This is a genomic window from Chryseobacterium sp. YIM B08800, from assembly GCF_026163565.1.
Classification (GTDB): Bacteria; Bacteroidota; Bacteroidia; order Flavobacteriales; family Weeksellaceae; genus Chryseobacterium.
The window spans coordinates 67,317-90,941 of the sequence record NZ_JAPDKN010000034.1; the positions used below are offsets into that span (position 1 = coordinate 67,317).

Consider the following 23,625-nt stretch of genomic DNA (forward strand, 5'->3'; position numbering starts at 1 on the left):
ACATTGAAAATCAATACAATAATCTTTTTTCTTACTCTTTTATAAATTTTAAGTTTGAATTTAATATTTTAATAAAATAAACACCTTTTTCCAAAATAGATACCTGAATCTTTTTATCAGATTTTCCTTTTTTCACCAATCTTCCGTCTGCTGTAAAAATTTCATAGTATGTCTCTTTTTTTAATCCAGAAACAAATAATTCATCTTTTACAGGATTGGGATAAATACTAAACTCATCTGTTTTAAGATCTGTTGTACTCAAAGTATTATCCTGAGAAACTGTTGAGTTTCTTTCCAACATCTGATATTCATAATTAAACTGTACACTTGCAATCGGGAACGTTACCGATTCTGTAAAGTACTGATTATTTGAGGTGTTATTTAAAGCAAAAAAAGCAGTCTCACCGCCAGTTCCTGTTACTTTTATAGGTAATGGCATTTCAAAAAAACTAACCGATGAATGACTTTGAGTTTGTGATGCTTTAAAGGTTACCTGATTTCCCACCTGTTTCCATCTGATATCGTATGTAGGATACCCTTGTCCGTAAATCCAGTCATTAAAAAATTCTGTAAAATCTTTTCCGGTTGAAGTCAGTAAAGACGCATTTAAATCGGCAGTTCTTACATAGCTATATGCCAGATTCGGTCTTGCGTGATACTCTTTCAATGCCTGATAAAACGCTGTATCTCCCAAAACCCATTTTATCATTCTTACCACATAACCTCCTTTCGAATAAGATAATCTTCCGTTGAAAATAGAATTGATACTTCCTAAATTACCGTCTGCGACATAAACACTTCCACCGGCAACACTTGTAATGTAATTTTTTTCGCTTAAAAGATAATTAAGAAAATCTGCATTATTCATGATTAGTTTTTCGTAGGCAACATGCTCTCCAAAAGTGGCAAAACCTTCATTTAGCCAAATATCATTCCATGCTCCGCAAGTTACTTTATCACCAAACCATTGGTGCGCCAACTCATGAGCAATTAATTGCTTACTCCAAGATTCCATTGAAGACATGGTTTGATGTTCCATACCACCTCCTGCTTCAAATTGCATATGCCCGTACTTTTCATTACGGAAAGGATAAGGCCCGAAATAATTTTCAAAAGTATTCATTACCGTTTTTGTCCACTCAATATTTGCCATGCTTGTTGCATCGGCATTAGTTGAAGGATAAATATAATTTACAAAAGGAAAAGGAGGATTCCCCATTGTATCGTTTAATTTAACAAAATTCGTGATCGAAAGTGCAATCAGATAAGCTGCAGTAGGATATTGTGTTCTCCAGAAAGTACGTTTTTGACCATTTCCTAAAGTGGTTTCAGACATCAACTTACCATTCGCAGCTACATTATATTGAGCCGGAGTCGTTACTTTTATATCAAATCTTTCAATTTTATCATTTAAGCTTTGCTTTGTGGGAAACCAATCTTGAGCCCCATAAGGTTCATTCAAAGTTGAAAGAATTGCAGTTCCGTCTTGAGAGCCATTAAAAAAAGCATTATTCGCTGTATCAGGAGCTCCATTGTAAGTAACCGTAAGAGAATCCAAAACATTTGCAGCTAGAGAAGTTGCAAAATTTATTTTCAGTTCTTTCGTAGGAAGCTGCTGAAAAGTAAGATTCTGACCATGATAACTTACCTGAGAAACCGTAAGATTATTATTTAAATCAAAATAAATATTATTTAAGGTCTGTGTGGGTTTAAAATGAGAAGTTACCGAACCCGAAATATTATAAACACCGGGATCTATGGTAACATCCATCCTTTGATATTGTAAATCGTAGTTTAAAGTATTAGGATTGGTATTTCCTGCAGCCATTTTAGCCGCATAAGATTTCATTTCTTTTTTTAATAAGCCTTTTTTTTCAACATTTTCGTTTTGGTTTTGAGCTGATAAAGTATGAATTGCAAAGATACTTATGCATAAAATATAAAATTTTCTCATTGTCAGATAATTAGGGATTAAAGATAAAAAAAACCTTTCAATCAAAGATTAAAAGGTTTGTATATGAAATTAATATTTTTTTTTAAAGATCTAAAGCCGGTTTGAGAATTGTTTCCATTTTACTTTTCACCTGACCAACTGAGCCTGCATAATTATTCACCATCAAAGAGAAAACCAGTGTTCTTCCTGAATTGGTTTTTAAATACCCAGCTAAAGTTTTTACTTTATTTAAAGTTCCTGTTTTCGCAAAAACCTGTCCGTTTCCTTCTTCTTTAAACATACCTTTTAGAGTTCCGGATTGTCCACCGATTGGCAAAGAATTGAAATAAGTTTTGTAAAATTTTTCGTCCATTAAAGAAGTCAAAAACTTCACCTGAGAAATTGGAGTTACATGATTGCTTCTCGATAAACCGCTTCCATCCATATAATTCAGGCCTTCAATATCAAATGCGATATCTTTTAAGTGATTATTAACCACAATTCTACCAGATTCTGAAGTTTGATCTCCCATTTTCTGGAAACCTACTGTTTTTAATAAAGCTTCTGCTAAAGAGTTATCGCTTCTCTGATTGGTATAATAAATAATATCACCCAAAGTCGGAGATTTATATACTGAAATCATCTTTCTAATTTCCGGAGACGCATCTGTCATTTTAGGAACTACTTTTCCGGTAACTGCTACTCCGCTTTTTACAAGACTTGCTCTGAATGAATTGGCAAGGAAAGCTGGAGCATCAGGTAATTTTGTAGTTAAAGTTCCGTTTCCGTCGTACTTTTCAGCGTACACCATTTTATTTACATAAGGTGAAACATAGAAAAACTTCTTGTCTGTAGCAGGATTCATTGATTTTTTTACAATAAGTCTCTCATTGGCAGGATTAATCTCTTTGGTAGTACCTACAGGAAGATAGTAATTATTGTTTTCTAGCCAAACAACATTTTCCGGAAGTGCCGAAATGTTACCTTTGAAAAGCGCTGTCTGAATAATAATATCACCATTTACCTTTTTAATACCTTCACGAGCTATTCCCCCTGCAAAATCTGAAACGATATCTTTGTAAGACCAAGCTCCCGCTTTATTGGTTCCCAACGATGGATCACCGCTTCCTACAATGTAAAGATTACCATTTAAAGTTCCATTTTCATCGATTTCTCCTGAATATTCCAGCTGTGTCATCCAACGGTAGTTTTCACCCAACATGCTCATAGCAGTTTCGGTAGTCAACAACTTCGTTGTAGAAGCAGGAACAAGAGGAGTATTTTCGTTGTACGAAGAAATTATTTTCTTCGTTTTTGGGTCGTAGACCACAAATCCCCAAGTTGCGTTTTTCAGCACGGGATCGGTCATCATTGTGTTTACACTGATGTCTACAAGTTCTTTTGGCGACAAAATAGCTTTTTCCACATACGCAGCAGGCGATGGAAGGTTTGAGCTAGTTTTATTGTCATAATTTTGAGAGTAAAGAACTGTAGAAACGGTCGATTGTGCAAATAAAAAACCAGCAGCCAAGACCGTAACACCTGAAATATATTTTCTGAAATTTACCATCTAATTTTTCTTTTGTATATATTTTGGATTGAATAAAAAACGATTAGTTAAATCATTTATCACATTCCAAACATATAGTCAACGTTCAAAAGTAGAAATTATTATGGTATGGTAGTCTAGTAGACTATAATAAAAGGCTATAAAATATGTTAAATTTTGTTAAAAATCTACAAAAACATCTTTTTTAATGCTTTGATAAGCAGTGATTTCATCAAATTCTTTTAAACTTAACAAAACTAAGCTTTTGAATTTCTCATAGTTTTTACCACGTGGAAGCTTAAGCAAAACCTGAAACTGATACAAATTATTCAGTCTCGCAATCTGCGCTCTTTCAGGACCTAAAATACAATCTTCAGGAAGGTATTTTCTTAAAACCGAACCTAAAAACTGTGAAGCACGATCTACTTTTTCGTCTCTTCGATGTTTAAGCTCAATCATAATTAGTTTTGTGAATGGCGGATAATTAAATTTCTGGCGTTCGGTAAGGAAATATTTATAAATCTTAGAAATATTATTCATTTTAATCAACTGAAAAACAGAATGATCCGGATTAAAAGTCTGAATTAAAACTCGACCTTTCCCGGAAACCCTTCCCGCTCTTCCGGAAACCTGTGTGATTAGCTGATATGCTCTTTCTTCTGCTCTAAAATCCTGTACATACAGCATAGAATCTGCTTTTGGAATTGCTACCAATTCGATATGATCAAAATCCAGACCTTTGGAAATCATCTGCGTTCCTACGATAATATCGGTTTCTCTTTCCTCTATTTTTTCGTACAGTTTTTCATAAGCAAATTTCTTACGCATCGAATCAACATCCATTCTGTCGACTTCATTATCAGGAAAAATTTTAGAAATTTCTTCATGAATCTGCTCTACTCCTACTCCTTTTTCATTAAGGTTTTCAGAATAGCATTTCGGGCAGGTTTTCGGCTTAGAAGCTCTCTGTCCGCAATAATGGCATTTCATTTCGTGAGCAGCTTTGTGATACGTCATCACGACATCACAATTTGAGCAGTAATTCACATAACCACAAGATTCGCATTCCAAAACACTGGCGTAACCACGTCGGTTGTGAAGAATCATCGTCTGATTTTTTTCTTCTAAAGTTTTTTTAATTTCATCAATCAGTTTTAAAGAAAAATTTCCGGAAACTTTTTTAGAATCCTGAGCTTCTTTAAAATTAATCAATTCAAATTCAGGAAGTTTTACATTCCCGAATCTTTCATTCAGAAAAATATATTTCATCTTCTCTTTTCGGGCTAAATAATAGCTTTCAACAGAAGGCGTTGCCGAACCTAAAATCACATTAGCTCCATAAAAACTCGCCAAAACCAAAGCCGAATCTTTTGCATTAAAAAACGGAGAAACTTCCCTCGGTTTATATCCCGAATCATGTTCTTCATCAACCACAATCAATCCTAAATTCTGATAAGGTAAAAACAGAGCATTCCTCGTTGCAATAAGGATTTTGATATTGTTGTTTTTTATTCTTCTCCAGATTTCTACCTTTTCAAAATCAGTAAGTTTCTGATGATAAAAACCAAGTTGTCTGCCGTATTTTTTTTCTAATCTTTGAGTAATTTGCTTCGTTAAAGAGATTTCAGGAAGTAAAAACAAAACATTTTTTCCTTCAGAAATACATTCTTCAATTTTCTCTAAATAAATGTGCGTTTTTCCGGATGAAGTTACCCCATGAAGCAACACATTTCTGCCTTCTTCAAACGCTTCATCCACTTCAATTTTTGCAGCTTTTTGCACTTCAGTAAGCTCTTCTACCTCTTCAATTTCACCTTCATAGCTTTCAATTCGGTCTTTCTGCATGTAATATTCTTCGACAAGATTTTTATCTGCCAAAGATTTAAAATGCGAACTAGAAAAATAACCGTCTTCAAATAACTCTGATTTTTTGATATGCAAATCAGGATTCTCAGTTTGTTTTTCTAAAATATGCAGGAAAAGATCTTTCTGTTTTTGAGCTCTTTTTAAGCTTAAAAGAATCTCTGTAAGATTGTTATTTTTTAAAACCTCATCATTAATTTTTACATAAGCAACTTCTTTTGCTTTGTATTTTTCAGCAATCTTTTCGTCGATTTCGATATACTGTAAATCGATCAAAGAATTGATGGTTTTAATGATATCCTTTTTTGGAATAAACGCTTCAATATCCGTTAAATTAATCAGTTGGCGAACTTCCAATGCCTGAATAAGGTACATCTCGTTGACATCCAAATTTTCAAATTCAACGGTAATATTGGGTTTTAATTTTAAATAGGTTTCACTTTCCAGTTTTAAAGAAGACGGAAAAGCAAACCTGTAAATTTCGCCCAAATTGCAGAGATAGTAATCTGAAAGCCATTTCCAAAACTTAATTTGTTCTGAAGGCAAAATCGGCTGTTCGTCTAAAATACTGATGACTTCCTTTGCCACAAACTGAGTAGGCTCTTCATCATGCAATTCAAAAACAATTCCCGTGTAGATTTTTTTTCCACCAAAAGGAACCAGAACTCTCATTCCAGGTTGAATTGTCGATTGTATTTCTTCCGGAACTTTGTATGTAAAAGTTCCTTTCAGATTGAGCGGTAAAATAATTTGAGCGTATTGCAAGGGAATAATTATAGTGTAAAATTAATTTTTTATTCAGAGAACTGCAATTTTGTTTTCTTTAAATCTTTCAGAAACATATAATTTTGATTACATTCATGTAGTTAAAGTAATATTTCACGCAGATTCTTCAGATTGAGCAGATTTAAAAATAAAGATCCGCGTTATCAGCAAAATCTGCGTGAGTTTTCAAAAAATTGAGATTGCTTCACTTTATTCTTAATGACTTAGAAAATCATTTCAATGATCTGATACCAAATCGCTGAAGTTATAAACCCTACAAGAATACTGAATCCGATGATTAAATTCGTAAGTTTTGTATTTAATCTAAACTGTTCGGCAATAATACTTGCCGTAACTACAGTCGGCATTGCGGCTTCAAAGACAGAAATTTTCGCAACATCGCCCTTAATTCCGAGCAATAAAGCTAAACCTAAAATCATTATCGGAGCTAAAATTAATTTGTAAAACATGGAAGCCGAGATCTGTGGCAACAGTTTTTTCCAACCATTAAATTTCAATTGTAATCCGACAGAAAACAAAACCAATGGACTTACCGTTGCAGCCAGTTTATCAAAAAGAGGTTCAGCAAAAGTAAAATCGATGAACTGCGACAAAACCAATGCTGCAATACAACCAATTAACGGAGGAAATGTAACCAGTCTTTTTAAAATAAAAATGGCACTCACTTTTCCGGATTTGCTTCCGCCTTTTACTGCAGCGATAATTCCTAATGTGGAAAGCGCAAAAAACATTGTCTGATCACAGATTATTGCAATGCTTAAAAGACTTTCACCATAGAAAGCAGAGATTAAAGGAAATCCAATGAATGAAGTGTTGCTGTAACCACTTGCTAATTCTAAAGTACTTCTTGATCTTCTGGAATATCCTTTTTGCCTGCTGTAAAACATCATAAAAAAGAAACATCCAATCGCAATTACAAAAGTTGAAAGTATGGGAAAAAGCATTTCTGGAGACCATTGAACTTTCGGTAAATATTTAAAAGAAACCGCAGGAAGTGCTAAATAAAGAATCCAGGTGTTGATGCCTTTGTGCGCATCGGGATGAATGGATTTTGTTTCTTTGAAAATCATTCCTGCCAAAATACAGACCGCGATTAAAACAAAATTTACCATACTTCTTTTAAAACTTTTACAAATTTACGTTAGATTTTTAATTTAAAGTTATCATAACCATTCATTTCCTCTGCCTTCCTTCTTAATACTTGTTTTCTTTCTTAAATGAAATTGAAGATTCGACGAAGTCAAACGCCATTGTCTATCTAAAAAACCAATTCTTTAAAACTTTGTTTATCCTTACGATTATTAAACGCAAAAAAATACAAGGCTTTTCCAATAATCTATAGAATTTAAGATAAACAAAGCCATTTCACTTATATTCGAAAAACAAATTTTAAAAATAATCGTTCAAATTCTAATTCATTTTAAATATCATCAAATTAAACCTGTTAAACTCTGCTAAAATTAAAATTCAGATATTCATAATATAAATTTCTAATTCAAAAAAACTTTATCTTTGCGACTATGATTTTACGAGGAGAAAACTTAATCAAAGAATACGGTCCCAAAAAAGTTGTAAAAGGCGTTTCTGTACAGGTTCAGCAGGGAGAAATTGTAGGTTTATTGGGTCCGAACGGAGCCGGGAAAACCACTTCATTTTATATGATCGTAGGGTTGGTAAAGCCTACTTCAGGGAGAATTTTCCTCGACAAACAGGAAATCACAAACGATGCGATGTATCGCCGTGCTCAAAAAGGTATCGGTTATCTTGCTCAGGAAGCCTCGGTTTTCAGAAAATTGTCTGTAGAAGATAATATTCTTGGTGTTTTACAGTTGACTAAGCTTTCAAAAAGAGAACAGCAAATAAAATGCGACGAACTAATTGAAGAATTTTCTCTGCAACACGTTCGTAAAAACAGAGGAGATCTTCTTTCCGGAGGAGAAAGACGTAGAACAGAGATTGCAAGATGTTTGGCAACAGACCCTAGTTTCATTCTTTTGGATGAGCCTTTTGCGGGAGTTGACCCGATTGCCGTGGAAGATATTCAGAAAATTGTAAGAAGTTTGACCGATAAAAACATCGGAATCTTAATTACCGATCACAACGTACAGCAGACTTTGGCGATTACCAACAAAACTTATATTATGTTTGAAGGAAAGATCTTGAAAGAAGGTCTTCCTGAAGATTTGGCAAACGATCCGCAAGTAAGAGAAGCGTATTTGGGTGAAAACTTCGTTTACCAAAGTATTTTCGACAAACCGAGTAAGAAAAGTTATGCTTACAATATTTGGGCAGGAAATTTTGATTCTAAATCTCAAATGCAGTCTTTCGTAAACGAAAATTTTGCTCAGTTTGATGACCTGAGATTGATGTATGGTTTTGAAGATATCAGTTTTGCATCTTTGGGAAATTCAGAAATTGAACATATTTTCAGTGATGTAGTTGACAAAAACGCTAACAACTCTTTTGTATTTCAGAAAAAAGAAATCAATTCAAACTATTCTTTGGAACAGGCAGAAGCAGATTCTAAAGCAGCAAGTAGATCTGAATTGCATTACTTGACAACCTATGTTTTTGAGGGGTAATTTTTTTAGAGACACTTACATTTTATGATTAAAATAGATTTAAGAACTATTCAAAATTACATCTATAAAATCTAAAAACCCTAATCAAATTGAAAAAACAAATTTTAAAAATAATTAAAGATAATTCAGACAATTTAACAAATCTTCGTGAAGAATTATTTTTACTTTTTAATAAAAGTAAAAATAAAAGTTATGATCAAAATGATTCTTCAATTGAGGAAGAAGAAGAAATTACAGGATGGATTACTTTAAATAACGTTAATTTTTTGGGATTTGACACAAAAGAACATGAAAAAAGACTTTTTTTAAATGAGACACAGAAAGTCAGCTTTTTATTGCAAAGCCACTGCAAGATTTGTGATGATAAACTACCAATATCAAATTTTCCAGTTAGAATTACTCCTTTAACAAGGCAAACAAAAACGGCTTTCAAAAACGAATTTAAGAAACAGTTTTTAAATTCTCCTTATGGAAAGCAAACTGGTTTATCTTTAAATGATAAGCTCTGTATTAAATTAGTTTTTGTGCTTAATAATATAAGAGATAAAGATTTAGATAATATGGCTAAATTGACGTTAGATGCATTAAAAGAACTTATAAAAATTGATGATAAAAACATTGATCATTTAGAGTTAATAAAAATTAAAACAAAATTTCTTGAAAGTTATATACATATTAGAATTTCAAAAAGTGATATAAATACAAGTAAAAATATAATTTTAAAAGGCGAACATTTGAGTTGGGGAGGTTTACTAAAGCTTGATAAATAGAATATTCTAACTTAGATGCTTTTAAAATTTAATAATAAAACGTACCTTTTCTCTCAGAAATGGTACGTTTTTCTTTTAAACCAAATCATGGCAAAACCTTTTAACAGAACAGTGACTTTATTTGGAATTTACAAACAGTTAATTCCATTTATAAAGCCTTACCGACCGATGATTTACGGAACTTTGTTTCTTACTTTTCTCGGTGCTTTGGCAGCCCAAGTGAATCCTTTAGTTTTAAAATATACGGTGGATGAAGTGACAAAACTGACGCGTCTTCCACATCCGATGAGCGAGGGAATTCATATTCTGATTATTATTTCTATTATTTTATTGGGAAAGGAATTACTGAATATCTTCATCAATTTCGGGCAGAAATTTTATGGTGAAAAAATCAGAATTAATGTAAGTTCGGTTTTAGCTCAATCAGCAATCGACAAAATTCTTACGTATAGGGTTGCTTATTTTAATGATGAAAACCACGAATCCGGAAAACTTCAAATAAGGATCGATCGTGGAATTGAAAGCCTTACAAGACTTGTTCAAAACTTTTTTATTGACATGCTTCCGCTATTTTCAAATGCATTTATTGCTTTGATTATTATGTATTTGCAAAACGTGTATGTAGGATTAGTTTCTACGATCATTGTTCCTATTTATTTTTACATCAGTTCGTTACAGGCAAAAAAATTGGGCGGAGTAAGACGAACTTTAAGAAATCAGCGTGAACAGAAAACTTCAGGACTTTTAAATTTAATCAATTCCATCATGGTAATTAAAAGTTTTGTCCGCGAAAAATTTGAAGGCAAAAAACAGTACGATTTGCAGATGCAATTGATGGACAGCCAAATGTTTACCCGAAAAACCAACTTTATTTACGACGGTTTAAAAACTTTTATCGAGCAGTTTGGAGTGGTTTTAATTATTCTTCTGACCGTTTATTTGGTTTTAGACCAGCAAATGACGATTGGTGCCATCATGCTTCACATCATGCTTTTCAACAATGTTTCTTCGCCAATCAGGCAGCTTCACAGGATTTATGACGATATGAATGATGCGATGATCTATGCCGAGGGTTATTTTGATATTTTAAATGCTGAAGATGAAATTGAACCGAACGGAAACTTTGTAGAAAACGAGATTAAAGGAAATTTTGAATTAAGAAATGTTAATTTTACTTATCCCAACGGAACTAAAGCATTGAATGATGTTTCGATGATGATCGAAAACGGAAAAACTACGGCTTTAGTAGGATTAAGCGGAGCCGGAAAATCAACTATTATCAATCTACTCTGCAAGTTTTATCTTCCCGATTCTGGTGAAATTATTTTAGATAATATTGATTTAGCTAATTACAACAATACTTTTTTAAGAGATGATTTGGGATTGGTTTTACAGAAAAATCATATTTTCCAAGGAAGTATTGAAGACAACATTCGCTATGGAAACATGAATGCGAGTTTTGAAGAAATCGAAGAAGCAGCCAAAAAAGCATATCTCCACGAACAGATTTTAGATCTTCCTGAAAAATATCAACACGATGCGACTCAACTTTCAGGTGGGCAACAACAGAGAATTGCGATTGCAAGATTATTTTTGAAAAATCCACCCATTATTTTCCTTGATGAACCAACGGCGAGTTTGGATGCAATTGCTACTGAACAAATTAAAAACTCTTTAGATGCGATTAAAGCAGGAAGAACCGTTGTGATTATTTCGCACTCTCTTTCACAGATCTTAGATTCAGATAAAATTTATGTGATGAAAAAAGGTCACGTCGTAGAAAGCGGAACTCATGATGAATTGGTACAGATGAACGGAACTTACAGAGAGATTTTTGATGCTTCTGCGAGAAGTTTGAATTTAGACAGATTAGTGAAAAGTTATAAAGATGAAAATTAGAATTTTAATTGTATTATTTTTACATATTAATTGTTGGATGTTCTCACAATATTCTTGTCCTTTAAACTCTGGTAGAATTATATTAAACAAGCCAAATTTTTATGGTCATCAAGATGAAACTAATAATAGAATTAAATCCGAAAGTAATCAGGTTATAAGTATTTCGAATGGAAAAGTTGCAAAAATCATTAAGTCAGATTCAGATTATTCACTCATTATAAAAAATGATACAAACAATTTTTTTATTTACTCAAATTTGTCTAAAACAATGTTAAAAGAGAATGATACAGTAGAAAAAAGTCAAATACTTGGATTGGCTAATTATGATGAATACTATGCTTCTTATCTTTTAGGTTTTCAATTTTGGAAAAAAGATGAATCGATTAAAGTAGATTTAGAATGTACAAAGTCTGATTAAATGAACGACCATTACCTTAAAAAAATCGACCGCGTAACGGCTATTCTCACGCAGCTGCAATCAAAACCTATTGTAAGAGCTCAGGATTTGGCAAAAAAATTTGATGTCAGTATTAGAACAATTTACCGTGATGTAAAAACTTTGGAAAACGCCGGAATTCCTATTATTGGAGAAGCAGGAAATGGATATTCTTTGATGGATGGCTACAAACTTCCACCTGTTATGTTTACGAAACAGGAGGTTTTGAGTTTTATCACCGCTGAGAAATTAATGCAGAAGTTTTCCCATGAAAGTTTAGGAAATCATTACCAAACGGCGATGGAAAAGCTGCGTTCTGTTTTGAGACATTCAGATAAAAATTTAATTCAGAATATTGAAAATCAGATTGATATTTACAATTACAATCCAAAAACGGAAGACACGATAAAAAATATTATCCCAACAATTCTGGAAAGTATTGCCGAAAAACATCAGATCTTGATAGGATATAAAACCGTTGATGATAAAATTTCTACAAGAACCATAGAAGTTGTAGGTGTTTTCTTTGAGTTTCATTATTGGTATATCATCGCTTACTGTACCTTGAGGAATGATTACAGACAGTTTAGAATAGATCGTATTTTAAGCATTGTAAAAACTCAAGATCCTTATTTGCAGGAATACGGGCAAATTAATGATTATAGAAAAACTCCGAGCGGAAATAAAACAATCGTTAAACTTTTAGTTGATAAAAAAATTACAGGACATTTGAATAATTCAAAAATTTATTACGGATTAATCGAACAAAAAGAAACCGAAAAAGGAGTTGAAATGACTTTTGAAACCGAATGGATTAAAGAAGGATTTCCGCGTTGGCTAATTACTTTTTTTGATTATGCTGAAATTATTGAACCTGAATCTTTAAAAATAACAATGAAAGAGTTGATTCAAAAACTTTCGAAAAATTCATAAAATCAATTTCCCACAGATGGCACAGATATGCACAGATGATTGAGAATAAGATTCGTCGTAATCTGTTTAATCCGTGGGAATAAAAGTTTAAAATCTTTCCCAGAAGAAAAGAGACTCAATCTCTAAAGCTATTAAATAATCATAATTTCTGTGGACTAAAGTTTATCTTTTTTGCCACGAATACACAAATAGTAATATGAAAAAATCTCCCACAGATTTCACAAATTTTCACAGATGATTGGAGATAAAATCTGCTTAATTTGCAAAATTTGCGAGAGAAGTTTTAAATAAAAGGATTAAATGATGCTTAAAATCTTTCCCAGAAGAAAGGCGGCTCAATACCTAAAGCTCTTAAATAAGTATACCCTTGACCACGGTGATGCACTTCATTATCAATAAAGTATAGAATATTTTGATACACCGGAAATTCGTATTCACCAAATAAATTGAACATTTCCTGGAATCTTTCTTCACAAATCTGGTTAAAATATTGGTTAATCACTTCCGTTTCAGAATCCCATTTTGCAAGAATTTCTTCTTTTGTTTTTGGTTTAAATGCTTCCTCAGAAAATTTTTCTACCTGCTGCTCTACGATTCCCTTTAAAGCCGGACCTGCAATGCTGATTAATTCTACCGCTAGTTTTGCAAAAGGTCTCATTCCGCCTATTGAAAATTCAAATAATTCTTTTTCAGGAAATGCGTCAATCACCCTTCTTGTAAGGTTTCTGTGACCTTGCCAATGTTCTAAAATTTGTGCTGAAGAAATAAACTGTTGGTTTGCGATTGCTGTAGTTGTCATAATTTTTTGTTTTAAGTTGTTAATCTTAAGACAAAGGTAATCGCAGTTTATGACAACAGTTTGTCAGCAGGAATTTTGATGTTTGAAAAAAGTTTTAAACTTTTAAAATAAATACATATTTTTCACGTTAGATTGATATCCGATACACAAATGTTTTAACTGTAAATATGTAGAGGTAGATAAATTTGAATTAGGCCGGTTTTTAAAATCGGTCTTTTTATTTACTCATTCATCGTATTCCACAAAGTCATTACCTCAACATTTTTCAATGGTTTTGAAAGCGTAATTTTTCTTGAAGTTTTTGGAAGTAAATCGAAAAAATTGTCACTAAAATGAGTATCTCCCATTAAATAAATATCTTTCGCCAAAACATTAGTTGAAATTTCGATCTCTGTTGCAGAGATTTTCTTGATTTTGATATCAGGTTTTGTAAGCTTTAAATCTTTTGGTTTTGCGAAGAAATGATTGCTTTGGGCTGTAATTTTTTTGTCTTTATCTTTTAAGGTCAATTTTAAAAAGACTTCATTTTTATTGGAATATTTAATTAAGTTTTTAATTTCTATATGATTAAACTTCACAATTCCGTCGAGTATTTTTCCATCCTGAATAGTAGTTAAATCATTTAAAATTTTTCCATTAAAATCAACAACCTGAATTTCTACTTTTACATCTTCGAACTTTTCTAACTCATCATTAATTCCATAAAAATCCAGAAATCCCTCTTTTTCTTCCGTTAAAATCACTTGATTTTCAAAACTTCTTTTCACCTGATAATGCAATGCTTTCCAATTTCCTAAATAATCGATCGATGACCAAGAGATCACAGGCCAACAATCGTTTAATTGCCAATACAAAGTTCCCATATTATAAGATTTTGCACGGCGATGTGCTTCAATCGCAATTTGCATTCCACGAGCCTGAAGCAACTGAGAAACGTAATTATATTTCACAAAATCTTTCGGAACTGCATAATCGCGTTCCATGTATTTCTGAATGATTTCAAATCCTCTTGCATTTTTTTCGTGCGCTTTGATCGTTGGATTTTCTAAACTTAAATCCGATTTTTTTGAAAACATAGAGTTGACGGTTTCTAAACTCGGCATTCCCTGAAAACCATATTCTGAAGCAAATCTTGGAACTTTTTCGTTGTAAATTTCAAACGGAAACTCACCCCACCAAACGCCCCAATAATGAGAATCGCCTTCGGTTAAGCTTTCTTTGTGACCCCAGCCAATGGAAGGTGAACTTTCCCAATAAATTGATTTGTCTTTTGTTGCAGACTCATTGATTGCATTCGGAATTACCTCATGGAAAACCTTTTTATAATCTTTCCAAACCTGCAAAGAATCTTCTTTTGAATATTTAAATTGCTTCTGATATCCCCAATTGACAATGGCTTCATCAATTTCATTATTTCCACACCACAAAGCAATTGACGGATGATTTTGAAGTCGGTCAACCTGATCTTTAACTTCCTCTTTTACATTATTCAAAAAATCTTCATCTGACGGATAAAAACTTCCCGCAAACATAAAATCCTGCCAAACCAAAATTCCGTTTTCGTCGCAGGCTTTGTAAAATTCGTCATCTTCATAAATTCCTCCACCCCAAACACGAATCATGTTCATATTCGCATCTTTGCAATCTTTGATGAGTTTTTTATACTTTTCTTTGGTAATTCTCGGTGTAAAACTGTCAGACGGAATCCAGTTCGTTCCCTTTGCATACATCGGATTTCCATTAACTTTAAAATAGAAAGATTTTCCTTTTTCGTCATTTTCCTGAACTAATTCTACAGTTCTTAGTCCAATTCTTTCTTCTTTACTGTCAATCGTCTCTGAATTTTTCTTTAATGAAAATTGAAGTGCATAAATTATCGCTTTTCCCCATCCATTCGGTTGCCATAGATGTGGATTTTCAATTTTAAACGGAACTGATATTTTGTTCAAGCCTTTCCTTAAGGCAATATCATGATTTTCTTTATCAGTTGCAAAAACATATTTCCCTTCTTTTTCAGCAAAAATTTCTGCGTAAATATTTAAATCAGCTCTTTGTTTTGTTAAAGCTTTCTGTTCTATTTTTATATTTTCAATTTTTGCCTGATTCCAGAAATTCAATTTTATGTCCTTCCAAATTCCTGCGGTAACCAATCTTGGACCCCAATCCCAACCGAACTGATATTGCGCTTTTCTCACAAAGCTCCGAGGCGATTCAGGCATTGTAAACGGAACTTTTTTCGCTAATTCTTTTCCAACGTTTACTGAAGATTTAAATTTTACTTGTAAAATATTATTTCCAATTTTTAAATCATTTTTTACCGGAATTTTCCAGGTTCTGAACATATTATCGGTTTTCTTCAGCAACTTTCCATTTATATAAATTTCAGAAAACGTATCCAGCCCATGAAAAACCAAGTCCGCACTTTGATTTTCTAATTCTTTAGCGGAAATTTTAAAAACCGTCTGATAATCCCAATCTTCATTTTCAACCCACTGTACTTTTTTCTCGTTTTCATCTTTGTAAGGGTCGGGAATAAGTTTATTATTCATCAAATCCAAATGAACCGTCCCGGGCACTGAAGCTGTGAGCCATTTATTTTCTTTAGAGTTTTTGAATTGCCATTTTTCAGAAGATAAATTTCGTTCTGAAAATTGTGCGTTGACTAATATTTGAATGAGAAGTAAAGCAAAAAGTATTGTTTTGTTCATTTACAGTTTATTTACAATTCTATGGATCCCGTCTTTGATAAGTGGGGTATTAAAATTAATGAGAAGACCTAGTTTTATATCAGTTAGCTTTAAATAAGTTAAAACTTGAGAGTAAAAAATTGGATGAATTTCTACAACAGATTTTACCTCAACAATTATTTTATTTTCTATCATTAAATCAATTCTATAAGCATTGTCAATGAGTTCATTTTTATATTTCAGAGGAAATAATAATTGCCTTTCAACCTTCAAACCAAGTTCTTTTAATTCATAAGCCAAAGCAGCTTCATAAGCACTTTCAAGTAAACCAGAACCCAAAGTTTTATGAACTTCTAAAGCTGCACCTATAATTTTATAAGATAATTCATTTTCAGTCATTTGTTTTTGTGTGTTTTTAAAATTAAACGCAAAGATTATCTTTCTTAATGAATATTTTAAGGAGCAAAGAGTGGCGAACAAGTCGCCTAAGCTTGAGTATAAAAATGTTTATGCTTAAACTAAAATATTTTCACGCTTAAGCGACTTGTTCGCTATACTTTGCTTCTTCACTTTAAACATATTTACATTAAAACTTTGCGTTAAAAAAATTCAAATATTAACTTTCAGTTTTTTAATCTCTTCCGCATTAGCAAAAGATTCGTAAGATAACACTGCTGAAGAATGAAAATATTGACCATGAGTTACATTTTTCAATTCTGAAATATTATTGGAACGAACCCCACCACCAATTAAGATTTTGATATCTTCAGAATAATCCTCAACCAATTTTTTTAAATTTTCTTTTCCTTCCATTGCAGAATTTTCACCTCCGGAAGTGAGGATTTCTTTAAAACCTAATTCAATAAGCTTTTCAGTCGATTCAAAAATATTTTTGGTTCGGTCGATTGCTCTGTGAAAAACACAAGTCTTTCCGTTGGCTAAATCAATAAGTATTTTATTTTTTTCAATATCAATTTCCTGGTTTTCATCTAAAATCCCGAAAACAAAACCATCTGCATTGGCTTTAGAAAATTCGATGATGCTTTTCTGCATTTGCCTGAATTCTGAATCGGTATATAAAAAACCTCCTTCTACCGGGCGAATCATTACATGGATAGGTTTAGAATATTTATCTTTTAAATATCTCAATTCTTCAAGGTCGGGAGTAATTCCTCCTGAATTGATGTCTGCACAAAATTCAATTCTGTCGGCAACAGAATTCAACGCAATTTCGGCAGAAGTGATATCAAATGTGGCGATTTCTAAGAACATATATTTTATTCTGATTTTTTAATTAACTTTTTCTAAAACATTTCCAATAAAGAAATTGTTCTTGATTTTAGTGACCTTAATAATGCGTTTAAAAACCTCTTTAGATCCTGTATCTTGCAACTCTACATAAAAACTATAATCATTTTCAAGACTTGCATTTAAGTCGCATTTTTTCACTTCAATCTTCATCCAATCTTGTGCTGAAATGAGAAAACCTGTATTTAAAACAACATTTTCGGTATTGAATTTATTCTTCCATTTTTGCTGAAATTCTTTTAAGGTAAGACTTCCATCAACATCCAAATCAACATTTGTTGCATCTGTTTTGAATTCATAATAATCTTTGGTCGTTATATTCTGCATTATATTTTCCTGATTAGAAATATCTGCATTAAAATAGCTTTCAATACTTTTCACCAACCAGGTTTTTGCTTCAGCGGTATCTTTGGTATTGTTTTCTACTATAGATCCTTTAGGGAGATTATTAATTTTAATTTCTTCCTTTTTAGTCTCACTGCAGCTTATTATTAAAAGAAAACTAATGATAATAATATTTTTCATATTTCATTTTTAAGTTTTGGCTAAAGCCGAATGAATGATTTATTCCAAATAAAACGGGTTAAAACCCGTTTCTATTGATTCGCAAATACTTTAAATTTAAGGTTTAACTTTTTATTTTAAAGCAAATTCTGGTTTTTCAAGACGATTTCCTTTTTGGTCGTAAACCGCAAAATTAAATCCGTCTTGAATACAATATGAACCATACTCACCTTTTTTATTGATTGCAATAAAGCCAACCTGAATATCTTTTAAACTTTTATTTCTTTTTTTAGTGATGGTCACAATTCTTTCAACCGCTTCTTTACAAGCCTGTTGAGGGTTTCTTCCCTGTCTCATCAATTCAACCACGAGATGAGTTCCCACCGTTCTGATGACTTCTTCACCATGACCTGTTGCTGTTGCTGCACCTACTTCGTTATCAACAAATAAACCTGCCCCAATAATTGGAGAATCTCCCACTCTGCCGTGCATTTTAAAAGCCATTCCGCTCGTTGTACATGCTCCCGAAAGATTTCCTTGAGCATCCAAAGCAATCATCCCAATGGTATCGTGATTTTCAATATTAACAATTGGCTGATATTTGCTGTCTTTCAGCCATTCTTTCCATTCTTTTTCGGATTCTGCGGTGAGAATATTTTCTTTTTTAAAACCTTGAGAGACAGCAAACTGCAATGCTCCGTCTCCTACTAACATAACATGAGGAGTTTTTTCCATCACGGCTCTTGCCACAGAAATTGGATTTTTGATATTTTCAAGACAAGCTACTGAACCGATATTGTAATTTTCATCCATAATACAGGCATCGAGCGTAACTCTTCCGTCTCTGTCGGGGCGACCTCCGTAACCAACACTTCTTTCAGCCGGGTCTTCTTCTACCAAGCGTACCCCTTTTTCAACCGCATCTAAAGCGCGACCTCCTTTCCCAAGGATTTTCCAGGCTTCTTCGTTGGCTTTTAAACCAAAATTCCAAGTAGAAAGTACAATAGGTTTATTAATTATTTTGTTGTTTTTTGAAGAGTCTTTAGCAATCAAATCCAATGGATTTAGCAATAATGCTGAAGAAATGAGCGCTGATTTTTTTAGGAATTTCCTTCTGCTATTCATGGTAAGGTTTAAGATTTTTCTAAATTACTAAAAATTTGCATCAGTAAAAAAATGATTACAAAAAAGAGTGTATAAACAGAAATTAATGAGGTAACTTTTCTCTGAAATATCCGTAAACCCAAGTTCCTAAAATGGCGCTCAACAAAGTAATCGTTACTACTAAAACTCCAGTTCCTATTTGTGCGAATAAAGGACCGGGACATGCTCCGGTAATTGCCCAACCAAATCCGAAAATCAACCCGCCATAAATCTGACCTTTACTGAATTTTTTGGGAGCAATTGTAATAGGTTCACCATGAATGGTCTTAATGTTAAATTTTTTAATAATCCAGACAGAAATCATTCCTGTAACAACAGCCATTCCGATAACTCCAAACATGTGAAACGACTGCAATCTAAACATTTCCTGAATTCTAAACCAGCTAATCACTTCCGCTTTTACAAAAACAATTCCGAATAAAATACCCATTAAAAGATATTTGAAACTAAAATACCATCGATGCTGAAGATTAGTTTCATTACTACACACTGTATCTTGATGACGGATGTCTTTTTCTTTTTCCATTTTTTTTAATATTTATTAAAGTGAAAGAATAATTGGTAAGATTACATTTGCCATAAAAAAACCTCCAATCATAAAGCAAATTGTAGCGACCAAAGAAGGCCATTGAAGATTAGAAAGTCCCATAATGGAGTGTCCGCTTGTACAACCTCCCGCATATCGGGTTCCGAAACCTACCAAAAACCCGCCGACAACAATCATGATAAAACCTTTTAATGATAATAAAGCTTCAAAATTCATCAATTGTATGGGTACAAGATTGCTGTAATCTGTAATTCCGTAGGTTGCCAATTCTGCTTTTAGATTTGGATTTACTACAATATCTCCAGGATTTATCAAAAAATTTGCAGTGATTATTCCACCAAAAAAAATTCCTAAAACGAAAAATAAATTCCACGATTCTTTTTTCCAGTCATATTTAAAGAAATTGACATTGGCTGGAATACAGGCTGCACAAATATGTCTTAAAGACGAACTGATTCCGAAAGATTTGTTCCCTAAAATCAATAGTGCAGGAACGGTAAGACCAATGAGCGGGCCTGCAATATACCAAGGCCAAGGCTCTTTTATAATTTCTAACATTTTTTTATTTATTTCTTTTTAAACTGACAGAAAATAAAATTCTGAACAGTACCAAATGGAGTAACATGGTCTTCTGTAAAAGATTTTACAAGCTCAAAATCTTTTGAGAATATGTTTTTCAGACCTTCTTCATTATATTGTGAAATTGGCAAACCGCTGCATTTTTGTGGACCATTTACAGAAAATGTTCCTATAATCAAAGTATCGGAAACTGCGCTTCTTACAATCTCAACATATTTTTTAATTTCTTCTTCTGTTGTCAGAAAATGAAAAGCTGCTCTGTCGTGCCATACATCATATTTTGTATTAGTTTTAAATTCTGTGACGTCGGTTACAAGCCAATCTACATTTTCAGCCTGAGTCTCTAATCTTGTTTTTGCTTTTTCTAATGCTTTTGCAGAAATATCCAAAACGGAAATATTTGTAAATCCTTTTTCAAGTAAAAAATCTACCAGATTACTGTCTCCGCCACCAATATCTATTATTTTTGAAGATTTGTCTTTTGAAACTTCTTCAATAAGATTCAAAGAGGTTTGGGGAATTTTTTGTGTCCAGCTTACCTCATTTGGATTCTTTGTTTCGTATACATTCTCCCAATGTTCTTTACAATTATTTTTTTCAAAATTTATCATTATTTCGTATTGTTTTTAAGAATAATATTTACCTATGTTTTACTCAATATAAGGAAAAACCTTAGTTTGACATACAAAATTAGTTTTAGAAACTTCCGTTTTTGCAATGGCTGCAAAACCGCCTTCAATTTCAGTAAAATTTCGGTATCCTCTTGCTTGCAAAATACTTGCAGCCATCATACTGCGATAACCACCTGCACAATGTAGATAAAAATGCTCTTCAGAATTTAATTTGTTAATCCAGTCATTAATATATGCTAAGGGCTTGTTGAAGGCTTCTTCAACGTGTTCCGACTGATATTCGCTTTCCTTTCTTACATCAATAATTTTAGCATTACTATTTTTGATTTCCGTTTCAAATTGCGAGGCAGAAATTCGATGAACAGTGTCTATTTCTTTGTTATTTTCCTTCCAGGTTTGAAAACCACCTTTTAAGAATCCCAATACATTATCAAAACCTACTCTGCTCAATCTTTTTAGCGTTTCTTCCTCTTTATCTTCTTCCGTCACTAATAAAATTGGTTGTTTTACATCAACAATCAAAGCGCCTACCCAAGGTGCAAAATCGCCATTTAAACCAATATTTATCGACTGTGGAACGAAGCCTTCTGCAAAGATGCCATTATTTCTGCTATCAAGAATAAGCGCTCCAGAATGTTCTGCTATTTCCTCAAATTCTTTGGGTGAAAGAGCTTTTAACCCTTTAGACAAAACCTCATCATAGCTTTCATAGCCTTTTTTATTCAACGCTACATTCATTCCAAAATATGCAGGAGGTGGAAGAAGCCCGTCTGTAACCGCTTTTATAAAACTTTCTTTATCTTTTTGATTTAAAGCATAATTTGTTTTTTTCTGATTGCCTAACGTATCTTCGGTTTCTTTCTGCATATTTTTTCCACATGCAGAACCTGCACCATGAGCCGGATACACCACAATATCATCATCTAAAGGAAGAATTTTTTGATATAAACTTTCATAAAGAAATCCAGCCAAGTCTTCCTTGGTCATATTTTCAGCTTTCTGAGCCAAATCGGGACGACCAACATCTCCTAAAAACAAGGTATCACCACTAAATAAAGCTTTTTCTTTTCCTTTTTCATCAATTAATAAAAAACAAGAACTTTCCATTGTATGTCCCGGAGTGTGAAGTACTCTAATTTTTATTTTACCAATTTCAAAAATCTGATTGTCTTCAGCGATAATCGCTTCGAATTCAGGCTGTGCAGTGGGTCCGTAAACAATGGGAGCATTAGTTTTTTTGCTTAAATCGACATGACCGCTCACAAAATCTGCATGGAAATGGGTTTCAAAAATGTATTTCAGTTTTACATTATCTTTTTGCAACCTTTCAAGGTAAGGTTGAGTTTCTCTTAAAGGGTCAATAATTGCTGCTTCCCCATCAGAAACGATGTAATAAGCACCCTGAGCCAGACATCCTGTATATATTTGTTCTATTTTCATCTGTTAATTATTTAATTTTGTTTAAAATTTTCAGATTTCGATTTTCAGAAATTAGAAAAGCTTTAAAAAATATTTTTGTTACTGCAAAATTCCGGAAATGTTTTCCCACCCACAGTCACTTTTGTTACATAAGGATTTTACAAAACCATTTCTTTCAAAATAATATACACTCCCATCACCAAGATAAACCATCCAAATGCGGGTTTCAGTTTTTCACCATTAATTTTTTTTGATAATTGGGTTCCTATCAGAATTCCCACAATAGCTATTAATGATAGAATTCCTAAAAAAGACCAATCAGTTTTTAGAGAATCTAATGAAGAGAAAAAACCAATCAAAGAATTGAAAGATATGATAACCAAAGAAGTTCCGACAGCAATTTTCATGGGCATTTTAAGAAAATTGACAAGCGCAGGAATAATGATAAAACCACCGCTTGCTCCTACCAATCCGGTTAAAAATCCTACAGCAGAACCTTGTCTCGCCGCTAAAAAAGTATTATTTCTTTCTGAATTTGTGTTTTTAATCTCTGACATTTTATTTTTCCTAATCATTTTATATGAAGCAATAATCATTAAACCCGCAAAAATTAAGAGTAAAAAAATATTTTTAGTCAATATAAAATCTCCAATCCTAAAAATAGAATCCGGAATTAAGGGCAACAAAAAAGAGCGGGTAAAAAAAATAGAGAATACTGACGGAATACCAAATATCAAAGCTGTTCTCAAATCGACCAAACCGTTTTTTAAATAAGACAGAGAGCCTATTAAACTGCTTATTCCGACTACAAAAAGCGAATATTCTGTCGCCAAGAAAGCATCGACTCCAAAAAGATAGACCAAAACAGGCACAGTAAAAATACTACCGCCACCGCCTATTAAACCTAAAGAAACACCAATTAAAACTGCTGCAACATATCCAAAAATTTCCATTTCTCAACTTTATAATACAAAATTGAGAATATAGAGAAACCTGCACAGTTACTTTTGTTACATAAGAAGAGTCCGTCTCACAACTAGTGAAAACGGGCTTTTTTTATGATTTTTCTCGACCTCCTGTCGGAGAATGATTTTCATACAGTCGATTCTGAACCCACATCAATGAGTTGTGAGACTAACTCATTTTTTTAAGAATTTAATATACAATTCAAAGAATCTACAAAAGGGTGATTTTATTTCTTCCTAATTTCAATTTACCGGTATCTTCAAGCTGTT

Annotated in this window: 19 protein-coding genes and 1 pseudogene; 5 read left to right on the forward strand and 15 right to left on the reverse strand. The window is 32.8% G+C overall.

Features of this window, described 5'->3' with window-relative positions; translation table 11 throughout:
* Window positions 1–31: 31 nt before the first annotated feature.
* The 4 genes from OEW74_RS13755 to OEW74_RS13770 all read right to left on the reverse strand — a co-directional run bounded on the left by OEW74_RS13755 (window position 32) and on the right by OEW74_RS13770 (window position 7,243).
* Window positions 32–1,954 (reverse strand): M1 family aminopeptidase, encoded by a 1,923-nt coding sequence (locus OEW74_RS13755; RefSeq protein WP_265429021.1) that lies wholly within the window; start codon window positions 1,952–1,954, stop codon window positions 32–34.
* A gap of 82 nt (window positions 1,955–2,036) precedes the next feature.
* Complete coding sequence (gene dacB, locus OEW74_RS13760; protein WP_265429022.1) at window positions 2,037–3,503, reverse strand: D-alanyl-D-alanine carboxypeptidase/D-alanyl-D-alanine-endopeptidase; 1,467 nt, start codon at window positions 3,501–3,503, stop codon at window positions 2,037–2,039.
* 159 nt (window positions 3,504–3,662) lie between these two features.
* Window positions 3,663–6,110, reverse strand: a complete 2,448-nt coding sequence (priA, locus tag OEW74_RS13765) for a replication restart helicase PriA (protein ID WP_265429023.1) — start codon at window positions 6,108–6,110, stop codon at window positions 3,663–3,665.
* 224 nt (window positions 6,111–6,334) lie between these two features.
* A complete protein-coding gene (locus OEW74_RS13770; RefSeq protein ID WP_265429024.1) occupies window positions 6,335–7,243 on the reverse strand; it encodes an AEC family transporter in 909 nt (302 codons plus the stop codon).
* A gap of 408 nt (window positions 7,244–7,651) precedes the next feature.
* Here OEW74_RS13770 and lptB point away from each other — a divergent pair.
* From lptB to OEW74_RS13795, 5 genes and pseudogenes are all read left to right on the forward strand, one after another.
* Window positions 7,652–8,377, forward strand: a pseudogene (lptB, locus tag OEW74_RS13775) (LPS export ABC transporter ATP-binding protein); the annotation flags it as partial.
* 425 nt (window positions 8,378–8,802) lie between these two features.
* A complete protein-coding gene (locus tag OEW74_RS13780; protein WP_265429026.1) occupies window positions 8,803–9,483 on the forward strand; it encodes a RusA family crossover junction endodeoxyribonuclease in 681 nt (226 codons plus the stop codon).
* A 168-nt stretch (window positions 9,484–9,651) separates the two neighbouring features.
* On the forward strand, window positions 9,652–11,382 hold the full coding sequence (locus tag OEW74_RS13785; protein WP_265429042.1) for an ABC transporter ATP-binding protein: 1,731 nt from the start codon (window positions 9,652–9,654) through the stop codon (window positions 11,380–11,382).
* A complete protein-coding gene (locus OEW74_RS13790; RefSeq protein WP_265429027.1) occupies window positions 11,372–11,800 on the forward strand; it encodes a peptidoglycan DD-metalloendopeptidase family protein in 429 nt (142 codons plus the stop codon). Before OEW74_RS13785 ends, OEW74_RS13790 begins: the two co-directional genes overlap by 11 nt.
* Window positions 11,801–12,751, forward strand: a complete 951-nt coding sequence (locus tag OEW74_RS13795) for a helix-turn-helix transcriptional regulator (RefSeq protein ID WP_265429028.1) — start codon at window positions 11,801–11,803, stop codon at window positions 12,749–12,751. It begins immediately after the preceding gene.
* A gap of 307 nt (window positions 12,752–13,058) precedes the next feature.
* On the opposite strand, the gene OEW74_RS13800 is transcribed toward OEW74_RS13795, so the two are convergent.
* The 11 genes from OEW74_RS13800 to OEW74_RS13850 form a co-directional block, all read right to left on the reverse strand.
* Window positions 13,059–13,550 (reverse strand): DinB family protein, encoded by a 492-nt coding sequence (locus tag OEW74_RS13800; RefSeq protein WP_265429029.1) that lies wholly within the window; start codon window positions 13,548–13,550, stop codon window positions 13,059–13,061.
* Between the two features lie 221 nt (window positions 13,551–13,771).
* Complete coding sequence (locus tag OEW74_RS13805) at window positions 13,772–16,258, reverse strand: beta-mannosidase (RefSeq protein WP_265429030.1); 2,487 nt, start codon at window positions 16,256–16,258, stop codon at window positions 13,772–13,774.
* Window positions 16,259–16,636: a GxxExxY protein gene (locus tag OEW74_RS13810; protein ID WP_265429031.1), complete on the reverse strand. Its 378-nt coding sequence runs from the start codon at window positions 16,634–16,636 to the stop codon at window positions 16,259–16,261.
* 210 nt (window positions 16,637–16,846) lie between these two features.
* The gene (locus OEW74_RS13815; RefSeq protein WP_265429032.1) at window positions 16,847–17,509 is read right to left on the reverse strand and encodes a copper homeostasis protein CutC; all 663 of its coding nucleotides are present in this window, start codon (window positions 17,507–17,509) and stop codon (window positions 16,847–16,849) included.
* Window positions 17,510–17,527: 18 nt separating this feature from the next.
* Window positions 17,528–18,070 (reverse strand): hypothetical protein, encoded by a 543-nt coding sequence (locus OEW74_RS13820; RefSeq protein WP_265429033.1) that lies wholly within the window; start codon window positions 18,068–18,070, stop codon window positions 17,528–17,530.
* A 111-nt stretch (window positions 18,071–18,181) separates the two neighbouring features.
* Window positions 18,182–19,174 (reverse strand): isoaspartyl peptidase/L-asparaginase family protein, encoded by a 993-nt coding sequence (locus OEW74_RS13825; protein ID WP_265429034.1) that lies wholly within the window; start codon window positions 19,172–19,174, stop codon window positions 18,182–18,184.
* Window positions 19,175–19,256: 82 nt separating this feature from the next.
* Window positions 19,257–19,739, reverse strand: coding sequence for a DUF6691 family protein (locus OEW74_RS13830; protein ID WP_265429035.1), 483 nt, complete (start codon window positions 19,737–19,739; stop codon window positions 19,257–19,259).
* Window positions 19,740–19,754: 15 nt separating this feature from the next.
* Complete coding sequence (locus tag OEW74_RS13835; protein ID WP_265429036.1) at window positions 19,755–20,318, reverse strand: YeeE/YedE family protein; 564 nt, start codon at window positions 20,316–20,318, stop codon at window positions 19,755–19,757.
* 8 nt (window positions 20,319–20,326) lie between these two features.
* Entirely contained in the window at window positions 20,327–20,950 is a 624-nt protein-coding gene (locus OEW74_RS13840; RefSeq protein ID WP_265429037.1) for a class I SAM-dependent methyltransferase, read from the reverse strand.
* 39 nt (window positions 20,951–20,989) lie between these two features.
* Complete coding sequence (locus OEW74_RS13845) at window positions 20,990–22,411, reverse strand: MBL fold metallo-hydrolase (protein WP_265429038.1); 1,422 nt, start codon at window positions 22,409–22,411, stop codon at window positions 20,990–20,992.
* A gap of 137 nt (window positions 22,412–22,548) precedes the next feature.
* Window positions 22,549–23,343 (reverse strand): sulfite exporter TauE/SafE family protein, encoded by a 795-nt coding sequence (locus OEW74_RS13850; protein ID WP_265429039.1) that lies wholly within the window; start codon window positions 23,341–23,343, stop codon window positions 22,549–22,551.
* Window positions 23,344–23,625 lie beyond the last annotated feature (282 nt).

Coding starts and splice junctions, on each gene's coding strand:
- OEW74_RS13825 (WP_265429034.1), bottom strand. CDS start 19,174: ATGAATAGCAGAAGGAAATTCCTAAAAAAATCAGCGCTCATTTCTTCA.
- OEW74_RS13805 (WP_265429030.1), bottom strand. CDS start 16,258: ATGAACAAAACAATACTTTTTGCTTTACTTCTCATTCAAATATTAGTC.
- OEW74_RS13840 (WP_265429037.1), bottom strand. CDS start 20,950: ATGATAAATTTTGAAAAAAATAATTGTAAAGAACATTGGGAGAATGTA.
- OEW74_RS13830 (WP_265429035.1), bottom strand. CDS start 19,739: ATGGAAAAAGAAAAAGACATCCGTCATCAAGATACAGTGTGTAGTAAT.
- dacB (WP_265429022.1), bottom strand. CDS start 3,503: ATGGTAAATTTCAGAAAATATATTTCAGGTGTTACGGTCTTGGCTGCT.
- OEW74_RS13790 (WP_265429027.1), top strand. CDS start 11,372: ATGAAAATTAGAATTTTAATTGTATTATTTTTACATATTAATTGTTGG.
- OEW74_RS13755 (WP_265429021.1), bottom strand. CDS start 1,954: ATGAGAAAATTTTATATTTTATGCATAAGTATCTTTGCAATTCATACT.
- OEW74_RS13800 (WP_265429029.1), bottom strand. CDS start 13,550: ATGACAACTACAGCAATCGCAAACCAACAGTTTATTTCTTCAGCACAA.
- OEW74_RS13820 (WP_265429033.1), bottom strand. CDS start 18,070: ATGAAAAATATTATTATCATTAGTTTTCTTTTAATAATAAGCTGCAGT.
- OEW74_RS13845 (WP_265429038.1), bottom strand. CDS start 22,411: ATGAAAATAGAACAAATATATACAGGATGTCTGGCTCAGGGTGCTTAT.
- OEW74_RS13795 (WP_265429028.1), top strand. CDS start 11,801: ATGAACGACCATTACCTTAAAAAAATCGACCGCGTAACGGCTATTCTC.
- OEW74_RS13815 (WP_265429032.1), bottom strand. CDS start 17,509: ATGTTCTTAGAAATCGCCACATTTGATATCACTTCTGCCGAAATTGCG.
- OEW74_RS13835 (WP_265429036.1), bottom strand. CDS start 20,318: ATGTTAGAAATTATAAAAGAGCCTTGGCCTTGGTATATTGCAGGCCCG.
- OEW74_RS13810 (WP_265429031.1), bottom strand. CDS start 16,636: ATGACTGAAAATGAATTATCTTATAAAATTATAGGTGCAGCTTTAGAA.
- OEW74_RS13770 (WP_265429024.1), bottom strand. CDS start 7,243: ATGGTAAATTTTGTTTTAATCGCGGTCTGTATTTTGGCAGGAATGATT.
- OEW74_RS13850 (WP_265429039.1), bottom strand. CDS start 23,343: ATGGAAATTTTTGGATATGTTGCAGCAGTTTTAATTGGTGTTTCTTTA.
- OEW74_RS13785 (WP_265429042.1), top strand. CDS start 9,652: ATGATTTACGGAACTTTGTTTCTTACTTTTCTCGGTGCTTTGGCAGCC.